The 12798-nt window shown below is 30.0% G+C and carries 10 protein-coding genes and 1 tRNA gene; 9 read left to right on the top strand and 2 right to left on the bottom strand.

Annotated elements, in window-relative coordinates; all coding sequences use genetic code 11:
• Positions 1 to 2: 2 nt before the first annotated feature.
• Together ACFFGL_RS08545 and ACFFGL_RS08540 are read right to left on the bottom strand one after the other, a co-directional pair.
• A complete protein-coding gene (locus tag ACFFGL_RS08545; protein ID WP_309726874.1) occupies positions 3 to 233 on the bottom strand; it encodes a FeoA family protein in 231 nt (76 codons plus the stop codon).
• A 76-nt stretch (positions 234 to 309) separates the two neighbouring features.
• Positions 310 to 987: an SCO family protein gene (locus ACFFGL_RS08540; protein WP_309726875.1), complete on the bottom strand. Its 678-nt coding sequence runs from the start codon at positions 985 to 987 to the stop codon at positions 310 to 312.
• Between the two features lie 161 nt (positions 988 to 1148).
• Between ACFFGL_RS08540 and rseP the strand changes: the two genes are divergently transcribed.
• From rseP to ACFFGL_RS08495, 9 genes are all read left to right on the top strand, one after another.
• Positions 1149 to 2486, top strand: a complete 1338-nt coding sequence (gene rseP, locus ACFFGL_RS08535; RefSeq protein WP_309726876.1) for an RIP metalloprotease RseP — start codon at positions 1149 to 1151, stop codon at positions 2484 to 2486.
• Positions 2487 to 2570: 84 nt separating this feature from the next.
• Positions 2571 to 2644, top strand: a tRNA-Asn gene (locus tag ACFFGL_RS08530).
• A gap of 245 nt (positions 2645 to 2889) precedes the next feature.
• Entirely contained in the window at positions 2890 to 4086 is a 1197-nt protein-coding gene (locus ACFFGL_RS08525) for a site-specific integrase (RefSeq protein WP_309726877.1), read from the top strand.
• 52 nt (positions 4087 to 4138) lie between these two features.
• A complete protein-coding gene (locus ACFFGL_RS08520; RefSeq protein WP_309726878.1) occupies positions 4139 to 6622 on the top strand; it encodes a DEAD/DEAH box helicase in 2484 nt (827 codons plus the stop codon).
• Between the two features lie 397 nt (positions 6623 to 7019).
• Positions 7020 to 7889, top strand: coding sequence for an AAA family ATPase (locus tag ACFFGL_RS08515; RefSeq protein WP_309726879.1), 870 nt, complete (start codon positions 7020 to 7022; stop codon positions 7887 to 7889).
• Positions 7864 to 8865: a DUF3871 family protein gene (locus ACFFGL_RS08510; RefSeq protein WP_309726880.1), complete on the top strand. Its 1002-nt coding sequence runs from the start codon at positions 7864 to 7866 to the stop codon at positions 8863 to 8865. Before ACFFGL_RS08515 ends, ACFFGL_RS08510 begins: the two co-directional genes overlap by 26 nt.
• A 110-nt stretch (positions 8866 to 8975) precedes the next feature.
• Positions 8976 to 10340, top strand: a complete 1365-nt coding sequence (gene dndC / locus ACFFGL_RS08505) for a DNA phosphorothioation system sulfurtransferase DndC (protein ID WP_309726881.1) — start codon at positions 8976 to 8978, stop codon at positions 10338 to 10340.
• Positions 10337 to 12421, top strand: a complete 2085-nt coding sequence (gene dndD / locus ACFFGL_RS08500; protein ID WP_309726882.1) for a DNA sulfur modification protein DndD — start codon at positions 10337 to 10339, stop codon at positions 12419 to 12421. The genes dndC and dndD overlap by 4 nt, the downstream gene beginning before the upstream one ends.
• A complete protein-coding gene (locus ACFFGL_RS08495; RefSeq protein WP_309726883.1) occupies positions 12405 to 12797 on the top strand; it encodes a DndE family protein in 393 nt (130 codons plus the stop codon). Before dndD ends, ACFFGL_RS08495 begins: the two co-directional genes overlap by 17 nt.
• Position 12798 lies beyond the last annotated feature (1 nt).

Genomic DNA, 12798 nt, shown 5'->3' with positions numbered 1-12798 from the left:
AATTACTGTACCACTTCAATTTCAATCTGTGCTGCTGTTTCTTTTCTGATGGCTAAATGACTTCCGTTGATGTTTAAATATAAAGGATCTCTAAACGGTGCAATTTGAACCAATTCTACTTCATTGCCGGGTAAACAACCCATTTCCAGTAGCTTTAGCGGAACACTTTCGTTTGTAAACGTTTTAATAATTCCGCGTTGACCTCTTCTTAAATCTGCGATTGTAACTTTCAAGATTTATTTAGATTGAATTTAAACAACGCAAAAGTAACGGAAAAAAATGGTTTAGAAAAACCGCCAACGTTAAAAGCTAGCGCTTTTCTTGAATTTGCTTTAGAATTTGAATATCGTCTAAAAGATCATCGATCGCATCGGGATTTGTTCCGTCGTAAAACCCTCTAATTTGTCGGTCTTTATCTACAAGCACAAAATTTTCTGTATGAATCATGTCATACTTTCCGCCGTTTCCTTGTGATTTTGTAGCGAGATAAGATTTTCGTGCTAAATCGTAAATTTGTTTTTTGTCGCCGGTTACTAAATTCCATTTTTTATCATTTACGCCTTTTTTTTCAGCATAGCGTTTTAATTGCGCAACGCTATCAATTTCTGGAGTTACAGTATGAGAAAGCAATAACACTTCATCGTCATTTTTTAGTTCTTCTTGAATTTTCACCATATGATCGGTCATAATCGGGCAAATCGATTGGCAAGTGGTAAAAAAGAAATCGGCTACGTAAATTTTATTTTTATAATCGTTTTGCGTGATGGTATCTCCGTTTTGATTTACCAATTTAAAGTCGGCTATTTTATGATATTTTCTAATGTATTGCACTGTAGAATCTACCAATTCTTTTTGAACCATATCGGGTTGATAAACCGGTAGTGAAGGTTCGGGTTTTAATAATTGATAGATAATGGAAATAATAATAAGAGAAAGCACAAGTAAAACAATTCCGAAGAATTTGTATTTCGCAAAAAATTTCAGCATAAAACAAGGAAATAGTTTGGTGCAAAAGTACAACCTAAACTTTTTAATTTCAGCTAAAACACGTTAAAAAATTGACCGTTAGAAAGGAGTGAACGATTATTTTTTTGTAAGCGAATTTAAAAGGTTACTTTTGTGCGATTTTTATTTAGAATATACAGACTATGAGTCCATTTGTTATAAAAGCAATTCAATTATTTTTAAGCCTTTCCATTTTAATCGTATTGCACGAGTTGGGGCATTTTATTCCGGCAAAATTATTTAAAACTCGTGTAGAAAAATTCTTTCTCTTTTTCGACGTAAAATTTGCTTTATTTAAGAAAAAAATAGGCGAAACCGTTTACGGAATAGGTTGGTTACCTTTAGGGGGTTACGTGAAAATTTCTGGGATGATCGACGAAAGTATGGATAAAGAGCAAATGGCTCAACCACCTCAACCTTGGGAATTTAGAAGTAAACCGGCTTGGCAACGTTTAATAATTATGTTAGGCGGTGTAACGGTAAATATTATTTTAGGATTTCTAATTTATATGATGGTGCTTTTTGTTTGGGGAAGTTCTAAAATTACAAACGATGAGATCCCGAATGGTTTAGCAGTTTCAGAGAACGTTCAGCAATACGGGTTTCAAGACGGCGATCGCATAACAAAAATTAATGGAGAAGAATTGGAAAATATTTTAACCATTAATGGGCACTTAAAAATTAACCGAGAATTGATGATGCGTGATGTTGAAAGTGTTCAGGTTCTTCATCAGAATGGCAAATCTGAAACGCTCACTATTCCAGAAGATATAGGTGATCAATTATTTGAAGCAGATGACATGTTTCCGTTCGGGTTTAATTACGAACCGGTAATTGATAGTGTGATTCCAAATTCCAGAGCCGAGAAAACCGGAATTAAAAAAGGCGATAGATTTCTTTCGGTAAACGGAAAAAATATCGAGTACTGGAATGATTTTAAAAAATACGCTACCGCGCATAAAGATGAAACCTTAAAGGTTGAAGTCGAAAATAATGGTGAAACAAGAATGGTTACCATTACGCCTTCAGAAAAAGAAAAAAATATTGGTGCTTTTACCGCACTAGATTTCGATATTGCTACGCAAGAATATTCTTTAGGTGAAAGTGTTTCAGCAGGGTTTAGTTTTGCCTATTGGACGTTGCACGATTATATAGCGCAATTTAAATATGTATTTACCCAAAAAGGAGCAACGCAAGTTGGTGGGTTTGGAGCGATAGGAAATATGTTTCCCGACGCTTGGAATTGGGAAGCCTTTTGGATGACAACGGCGCTTATCTCAATTATTTTAGCGTTTATGAATATTTTACCGATTCCTGCTTTAGATGGCGGTCACGTAATGTTTTTACTCTATGAAATGATTACGGGCAGAAAACCGAACGAAAAGTTTATGGAGTACGCGCAAATGGTTGGGTTCTTCATTCTCATTGCTTTAGTGTTATTTGCTAACGGAAACGATATTTATCGCTGGTTATTTGAGTAAAAAATTTAAAAAAATGTTTTGGCAATTTAAAAAAACATTTATATTTGCATCCGCTTAGCAATACAACCGCTAGGTTTCATAAATTCCTCAGTAGCTCAGTTGGTTAGAGCATCTGACTGTTAATCAGAGGGTCGTTGGTTCGAGCCCAACCTGAGGAGCAAAGTTCATAAAACCAGTCTTTTTTAAGGCTGGTTTTTTTGTTTTCTCTTTATCTTAAAGTACTGAAAATCAATGCTTTGATTTAGTTTTTCTTACTCCTGTGTGGCTAAGTAAGAAAATGGAATAATATGATTAATTGAATTCTCAGGTATACATTTAGGTATACCAAAAAAAATCTCAGGTATACCATTTTTGAAATTGCAAAATTCTGATTTAGAAGCTCTTATTTCTAATATCATTTATTATGTATGATGACAGAATTCTAATCTTATTTTATTTACAAAAAGCTAGGATTAATAAGAGAAAACAATGTCCAATAATTTGCAGGATAACTTATAACAAAAAAAGAAAACAGTTCTCAACAGGTTTATTTATTGAACCTACAAATTGGGATCCAAATGCACAAACTACTTCCAATAGTCAGCTTAATGACCAACTTGAAATTATAAGTTCTGAAATTAGGTCTAGCTACTTAAAATTGAAAATTTCAGGAGATGTATATTCAGTAGATGATATTTATAAAGAATTTAAAGGAGAAACTACTGAAACAAATTTTGGTGTTATTGAATATTATGAAACAATTTTATCTAAAAAAAATAAGCTTATTGGTAAAGAAATTAAACAAGCTACTTGGAATAAGTTCTACTATATTTTTAATGACCTAAAGCAGTTTATAAAATGGAAATTCAACAAGAAGGATTATTTACTTAGAGATTTGAATATGAATTTTATAGAAGAATTTGAATACTTTCTAATCACAGAAAAAGACAATAAGCAAATCACGGCTAATAAAGTCCTCCAAAGGTTTAAAAGTGTGATTAGAAATGCTGTAGGTGAGAATCATTTAGATAAAGATCCTTTTTATAACCATAAAGCTAAGCGTGTAAAAAAGAAAGTAGTTTATCTTACTAGAGATGAGTTGAACAAATTGGAAAATAAATCAATTTCTCAAGAGAGACTAAGCAATACAAGAGATTGTTTTGTGTTTTGTTGCTATACAGGCTTAGCATATAAAGAAATGGCTAATTTAAAAACGCAGCATATAACCAAAGGATTTGATAATATGTTATGGATTCAGATGACTAGGGAAAAAACAGATAAATTAATTTCTATTCCTGTTTTACCAAAAGCTTTAGAAATTATAAAAAAATACGAAGATAGAAATGACAAATGTGTTCTTCCAGTGGTAAGTAACCAAAGGTTTAATTCTTACTTAAAAGAAATAGCCACTATAGTTGGGATAGATAAAAATTTAACCCATCATATGGCTAGAAAAACCTTTGCTTCTACTGTATTACTATACAATGATGTGCCTATGGAAATAGTATCAGAATTGTTAGGACACAGTAGTATAAAAATCACTGAATCACACTATGGTAAAATAGTACAAAAGAAAGTGAGTGAACATATTTCTAAGCTTAGTAAAAAGCTAGGCTATTAATTTTTCAATATTAAACTGTGTTATATTATTTTTATAGCACAGTTTTTACATTATGATTATAGAAAATTCACCTTTTGAAGATTATCCAATTGAATTTAAAGAAATAAATCCTTCAGATTTTCACTCCGAGGCTGAAAATGGAATCAATTCATTTAATATAGAAAATAATGGAAGTAAAGCCATTATAGAGACTAATGCAGAAGGTTATATAAATGATGCTTTCCAAGAAGCAATTAATTTAGATAGGAAAAATACTGTTGTGGTAAATGCAGCTGTAGGTCAAGGAAAATCTACAGCTATTATTAATACTTTAAAAAAGTATTATGAGAAGATGCGTAATGGAGAGGATAAATACCTTATGATTGTAGCTTCACCATTCGTGAGTTTAGTAAAGCAATATGTAAATGAGATTGAAAAAGCAGGTATCCCTGCAAATGAAATATATAATTATAATAAGCTAGGTAGGGATAGAGAAAATTATAGGACTAGGTGTGTGCAGGTGGTAACAGTAAATACATTATTGGGAAACCCAGGAGAAGATGGATTTAAAAATTCTGATGTAAAAAGGAAATACCTAAATGAGCTTGTAAGTGACGCAAAAAGATATGAAAAAAAAGTAATTTTTATTTATGATGAAGTACATGATTCATACCATAATTTTAAAAGTGAATTCATTTACAATCTATGGAAATGGAGGGAGGTTATACACAAAAATTTTATTCTTAGTGCCACTTATAATGAAGCGTCTAAAGTAGTAATTAAATATCTAGCCGAATTAACTGAAAATAGACTATTACTCATAGAATCAAAAAGGAAAAGGAGGGAAAAACAAAGTGAATTGTTCCTACATTTTTCCAATTCATATCGCTTTACTAGTCATATGGATGAACTTCAAGATTTGATTGAAGATTTATTAAATAGAGAAAGGAATATTGATATTTTATCATACTCAAAATCTCTTGCAAAAGACATATTAAATCCAAAGGAAAAGTTAGGTAAACTATTGATTGATAGATTTGGCGAATTGAATGACTGTACGTCTCAACTTATAATGAATAACCGAAATGAAAATGAAGAGCCAAAAAACCAATTTGATAATAACAAGTGTAATGTAGGAACTAATTTCAAAACAGGAGTAAGTATCAAAAAAAGCAATCACTCTTATATAATAATATTACCACCTAGATTTACGAGAGATTTTTTTAGAAATAAATTTGGTATTTTTTCAGGAGGCATAAATTCTGTAATTCAAGCTCTTGCAAGGCAAAGAAGACCAGGAGAAATCCATTTGATTTTAGCTAAACCAGATAAATTTAATTTTGAAAGTTTACCTTTTTCTAATTGGACGCAAGATCAAATGTTGTTTTTTGCTAGAATATATAAATATGTTCAATACAGTAAAGAACCTCCAAATGGGCTTGTAAAATATTTCAAGATAAATAGGCAAAATGAATTGATTAAAGATTTTTATCAGAATGAATTACTTGAGAATGTGAAAAATGAAATAAACTTCATTTCAGAAAAGAATAGAAGTAATTTACCAAAACTGCAATATCCTACATATGATGAATTTCTGTTGGAAAAGGGAGAAGATTATTTAGCAAATAACTATCAATTTTTTGGTGAAGACATTAGTAGTTATATAACTTATGCAGCTCTAACCAATCAATTTTCAAATTGTAAACTTAGTTTTATTGGTAATAAAATAACCTTGTATTTTAGAAAGGAAACTATTTTAGAAGATTTGAGTAAATTTTACAGGGATTATGTAGATGAGTACTATTCTAGGCACTTTACAAATTTCAATTTTTTCTATCTGGATTTAAGAACAAGAATATTTAAAGACTTTGGGCTGAGATATCTTCATTTTGTTAATAGTGCCAATGGTACTGAAGAAAAATGGAAACCTCTCAGATCATATCAAATCAAATGGTTTGAAATAGGATTGATTCTTTTTGCTTCAAAAGTTTACTTTTTATCTAAAGAAGTAGGAGATGGTTATTCTAGATCAGAATATTTTTTAGACTCTATCAATGCTTCTAACAATTTTAATCTTGACGAGTTAGAAGATAATGATACAAATAGACCTATCATCAACAGAATTAAATTGTATAGAAACTTATCATATTTTAGAAATCTAATAAGTTCCAAAATCCAACCATATACAAATAGGAATGAAGACTATTTGTTTTTACCTCAAAATTACTTTGCTGGATTCTTTAGTGAAGATGATATTTCTAAGTTTAGGGAGATAGAAAGCTTATTGGAGTCAGATAAGCTATTAGATAATAATGTTTTTGAATTTAAAAGAAGGCTTTCAAAAAATACTGAACTTAAAAGAATAAAAGCATTTTATAAAATACTGCTTGAAGATTTTGTTGAATACGAAGATGATACTTCTAAAATTAACTTTGCAGGAGCAAGAAGAATTGTATTGAAAGTAAAAAGTTCAAAGTTTAAGCTACATTTATCAAAATCAATAAATTTAGTGGAGCCTGCTGAGTATGTCAATGAAGAGCAAATACCTATAATTTAAAATCCTATTTTTTCAGAAACGTCCAAAGTTGGTATTACTATATATTATTGATGCCAGTTTTGGACTTTTTTTTGCTTTCTAAAGTTTAGCTAAGTTAGATAAATATTCAAGAAATAACACATATCTTAAGAACCTAGCTACACTTGTATTTTATTCAGATAAATATATAAGGGGTTCTTTTAAAATCTCCCCAATCCTAAAAATCTAAGATTTAACAACGCAGGAACTCTGGACGAGGACTACTCTGTAGTAACTTATCAAATAACTATTGATATACACAAAGTTACTATTTTTTTCGCACATTTTCAAGTGTTTACATCAAGTTATAGCTAATAGCCATTTCTTGTTTTTACTCTAAATTTTAACATTTTTCTAATCATTTTAAAACTTAAATATTATGCAATTAAGAAAATCAGAACGCAAAAAAGCCAAGATTAAGTTGGCTCTTCAAGGAGCTGCTGGTTCAGGAAAAACCTACAGTAGTTTATTATTAGCACAAGGATTAGTTAATAAGGATTTATCTAAAGTAGCTATTATAGATACTGAAAATGGTTCAGCAGATTTATATGCTCATTTGGGTAATTATAATGTACTTACTTTAGAGCCACCTTATACCCCAGAAAAGTACATTAAAGCTATAGATGTTTGTTTACAAGCTGAAATGAAAGTAATAATTATTGATAGCATTTCACATTGCTGGGATTACCTTATAGATTACCACGCAAGTTTAGCAGGAAATAGTTTTGCTAATTGGTCTAAAGTAATGCCTTTACAGAAAGCCTTTGTAAATAAAATGCTACAATGTGATGCTCATTTAATAGCCACAATGCGAACTAAGCAAGACTATGTTTTAAATCAGAAAGATGGAAAATATATTCCTGAAAAAGTAGGTTTAAAAGCTGTTCAAAAAGATGGAGTGGATTATGAATTTACAATAGTATTTGATTTAGATATCAAACATTATGCTACTTCTTCAAAAGATAGAACAGGCTTATTTATGGGTAAACCTGAATTTACTATTAATGCAGCTACTGGTAAAAAGATCCTAGAATGGTGTAATAGTGGAACTAATCTAGAAGAAGCTAGAGCCAAAATAAAACAGTGTAAAGACATTGAACTTTTAAGGCAATTATACATTCATTACAAACCTTGGCGTGAACTTTTAGAGTACGACTTTAAGACGCAAAAAGATGCGCTACAATCAAAAGAATTATTAACTAATCCTAAAAACTTTAGTCAAAATGGAACTACAACAAGTAAACAATAATACAGTTACTAATATTATTAATTCAACTAGTTTACATACGAAAGCTTTACCAGAATTTAAAGTAAAGCCTTTTGTAGAAGCTAATACAGTAGAAACTAGTTTAAATCATTTAAAAAATGATTGTATTATTCCTGTATTTAGTAAGGATAATGAAAAAACTATAGCTCATCAGGAATTTATTGAAGTTGCACAACAATGTGCACAAAAAGCTTTTCCAAATGAAACTATTCAACCTCCTGAAATAAGGGTTTCACATCAAATTAAGGGTAGAGTGCCTTCAGCTATTCATAAACCTGCAAAGGAGCTACTAGATGAAGAAAGAACAGTTTATTATGAAAGGATGGCTTTTATTATTAGAATCCCATCTATAACTTCTACAATAGGAGGAAATGAGATTGCTTTAACCCTTGGAGGTGTGAGGGCTTATAATCAAGAGAATTTATACAGTAGGAAGACATATGAGAAGTTTAAATTCTTTATAGGATACCAAAACCTGATTTGTTGTAACTTATGTGTTTCAAGTGATGGTTATGTAGAAGAACTGAAAGCTGATAGTTATGAAAATATTTTAGCAAAACTTTCTAAGGTATTGGAGAATTATAATGCTGAACAACACCTATATAAATTAAAGCAGTTAACAAACTATAATTTGACTGAGCACCAGTTTGCTCAACTCATTGGTAGAGCCAGATTATATAATTATTTACCAAAAAAGGTGAAACTAGAAATTCCTAGTCTACTATTAAATGATGGACAAATCTCTACAGTAGCTAGTGACTACTACAAAGATGATTCATTTTGTAAAAATGAAGATGGGAATATTAATTTATGGAAAGTGTATAACCTCTTTACACAGGCTAATAAGAGTAGTTATATTGATACTTTCCTGACTAGAAATGTGAATGCTTTTGAATTTTCAAAAGGACTCACTAAGGCTCTCAATGGTAGTGAAAATTATCATTGGTTTTTGAGTTGAAGGATGCCCGGCTTCTTAATTAGAAGTCGGGTTATTTAGGTGTTAATAATTAAAGAATAGAATTTCAAGTAACTAAAAAATATATTTTATATTAATAGTAAATTTGTAATATGGGCAAAATTAGAAATAAGAGAGTAGAGAATATTATATCTGAGCTTATAGATCAATATGCTTATGCAGATAAGTCTGATAGACCTTGGATAATTGGCTTTAGTGGGGGGAAGGATTCTACAGTATTACTAACTTTAGTATGGATAGCTTTAAAAAGATTTAGGGAAGAAAACCCTTATCCGTATCAGTTAAGAAGACCTGTTTATGTTGTTTGCAATGACACAATGGTGGAAAACCCTGTTATTTCTTCCTATACAGATGATGTTTTAAGTAAAATTGAAAAAGAAGCTAGAAACCAGAATTTACCAATATTTGTAAAAAGGACAACTCCTAAGCTTGAGGAATCTTTTTGGATAAATGTATTAGGAAAGGGTTATCCAGTTCCTAATAATACATTTAGGTGGTGTACAGATAAATTGAAAATTAGACCAACTTCGAATTTTCTTCTAGAGCAACTAGACGAAAGAGGTGAAGCTATAGTTTTATTAGGAACAAGGTATGAAGAGAGTGCCACAAGAGAGCGCTCAATGAGAAAGCGTGAAATAAAAGGTAAAAGACTTTCCAAGCATAATACTTCACCTAATACTTATGTGTATGCTCCAATTAAGGAATTAATGGTTGAAGAAATATGGTATATTATAAATGCTGTTAAATCCCCTTGGGGTTTTGATAATTCAATATTATTTAAAATTTACTCTGATGCAAGTGCAGATGATTATGAATGTCCTACTGTGGTTACTAATAAAGAACATAAGTCTTGTGGGCAAAGTAGATTTGGATGTTGGACTTGTACTGTAGTGAAGAAGGATAAATCTATGTCTGGTTTAATTGAGAATGGTCAAGAATGGATGCTCCCTCTTTTAAACTTCAGAAATAGTCTTGTAGAGAATAGAAATATTAGTGAAAACAGAATGGCTACCAGAAGAAATGGTATGCCTGCTGTCACTGAGGACGGACATAACCAAGGGAATTATACACCTGAATATAGATCCAAAACTTTAAAGGAACTTTTAGAAATCCAGAAACTCGTACAAAAAGATAAACCTCATATCAATTTAATTACTAATCAAGAATTAATAGCTATTCAAGTTATATGGAATAGAGATATGATTTTTGATAAAACAGTAGGTCAAATCTATAGAGAGGTATTTAATAAAGATATTGATACTAATAATATTAAATCTTTAGATGATACAGAGAGAAGGATTTTAAAAGAAATTTGCGGAGAAGAAGTATCTTACTATAATTTAATAGATAATCTAATTTCTCTGCAAGAAACCAAAACATTAATGATTTCTAAGTATGGACTTCATAATGATATTGAGAATAGAATTGAAAATTTCGTGAAAGAACTGGAACAATGAAAATTGATGAAATAAAATTAAAGAATTTTAGGATTTATAAGGGTTCTAATGAAATTAACTTAAGGAATAAAAAAAATAAAAATATAAGTCTTATTGCAGGTAAGAATGGTTTTGGTAAAACTACTTTTCTTACTTCTTTAATCTGGTGTTTCTATGGTAAGCTAATGGCTCAAGTAGAAGATAAGTATAAACAAGATATACGAAATGCTGGAGGTTATGATGCATATTTAAATACTTTATTAAATAGAACTGTAAGAGATCAAGATTCAGAACATTTGTTATCTGTTGAAATCATTCTAGAAGATCTTTTAATACCTTCTATTCCTTGTAAAACTGTTAGTATAAAGAGAAGTTATAATTTTGATTCAGGTAAAGAAGATATAAATATTCTTATTGATGGTGATGAAAATGAGCTTACAAAATCTGTGGGTTATGAAGTTTTTATTAATGATTTCATATTACCAAGAGAGATAGCAAAATTCTTCTTTTTTGATGCAGAAAAAATAGTTTCATTAGCTGAAGCAAAGTCTAAGAATGAGTTGAGAAGTTTAAGTAGAGCTTATTCTGAAGTATTAGGTATTAAGAAGTATGAAGAACTCAAAAAAAACCTAGAGTCTTTATTAATTAAACTGAAAAGACGAGGAGTTTCAGAATTACAGCAAGAGAAATTGACTGAACTTTTAGATGCTGAAAGTGAATTAGAAAAAAGTATTGCTCACAATGAAGACAAGCAGTTAGATATAGATAAACAAATCTCTTTACTAAATGCTAAAAGTGATAGTTTACAAGAAAAGCTAATTCGGGAAGGAAACTCAATTACCTTAGAGCAGTTAAAGGAATTAAAAATTAGAAGAGATGAATTAAAAGAGAATTCTAAGAATATCAAATCTAGCTTAAAAGATCTTTTAGATTTAGCTCCTTTAGTTATAGCTGGTAAGCATTTAAAAAACCTAAAACAACAATTAGATAGGGAGAGCAATGAGCTGTATGGTGCTTTAAATGATAAATTACTCCATAAGGAGTTAGAAGCATTTTCTCAAAATTTACTAAAAGGTCTTAATTCCTTGAACTTAAATGCTTCTGCAAAGAAAAATATTGAGCAGAAAGTTGAAGAAACTTTAAAGCAGCGTACTACTCAAAAAGAGAGTGATTTTAGTGGAGAAATTCTTTTAGAATTTTCAGAAGAAAAATATAGGGAGTTTGAAGCTATATTGGCGAATATTAAAACCACTTTTCTTTCCCAATTTAATTCAATAGTTCAAGAAGAAAGAACTAACAAAGCTTTATTGAGTAGAACTAATGGTAAAATTAAGCAAGCAGAAGCTAGAAAAGATAACCATTTAGCTAAGCAGTTTAGAGAAGAAAAGGTTCAAGCAGATAAAAAAGTACGAGAGTTTGAAGAAGAGAAAAATAAACTTTCTGAAGAACTGGGAGCTTTAAAGATGAAATTAGCTTCTCATAAAAAAGTTAGAGTTGAATATGAGAAGAACTTTAATCTTGTTGAAACAGATAAGAAAAAATACAAAGTCACTCAAGAACTGTTAACTAAAATAAATAATCTTATTATCAAGATTAAAGAAGAGAAAAAATACTCTCTTCAAAAATCAATTTCTCTTGGGTTGAATAAGTTAATGCATAAGAAGCAATTTATTCATAATGTGAGAGTGAATATTATTGAAGATGTAATGGATATAGATCTTTTAGATCTAAATGGGAATATTATAGATAAAGACTCTCTTTCTAAAGGAGAGCAACAGCTTTATGCAACAGCTTTATTAAAAGCTTTAGTTGATGAGTCTGGTATTAAATTTCCTGTATTTATTGATAGTCCATTACAGAAGTTTGATAAATACCATTCTCAAAATATCATTCAGGAGTTTTATCCATCTATTTCAGAACAAGTGGTTTTATTTCCCTTGTTGGAAAAAGAACTTTCTGAAAAAGAGTATGAATTATTAAAACCAAACCTAGGAAAAACATTTTTAATAGAAAATGAAGGAGGAGCTTCAAACCTTAAAGCTTTACCTGTAAATAATTTGTTTAAAGAATTTAAGAAAGAAAAAAATGTTTACACATATTAAAACAAGTAAAGAAAACAGAGAGGTAGTAGCTCATTTAACTAGAAAATTGAATCTAGGTACGGAAAATATAATTTCTAGAATAGCATTGACTTATTCTTTATCTAAAGACAGAAAATTGAACTTAAAAGATATTCAAAACTCTGGAGGTAAAGGATATTCTAAGTCAGTGCTTTTTGGAGATTACTTAGATTATTATGTAGGAATGGTGGCTTTACATTACAATATTCATATTACAGATAAAGACTTAGCTAAATATGTCAAAATGCATATTGATGATGGGTTACAGCTATTAGATGAGGAAATAAGTACTAATTCTAATCTGGATGGATTTGAGTTTTTAGCTGATAAGATTGAAAAAAATTTAATTAACATATAAT

Origin of the sequence: Mesonia maritima (assembly GCF_042433895.1) — a bacterium.
Classification (GTDB): domain Bacteria; phylum Bacteroidota; class Bacteroidia; order Flavobacteriales; family Flavobacteriaceae; genus Mesonia; species Mesonia maritima.
The sequence above is the reverse complement of the archived record's forward strand: the minus strand, read 5'-3'. Positions and strand labels throughout refer to the sequence as shown.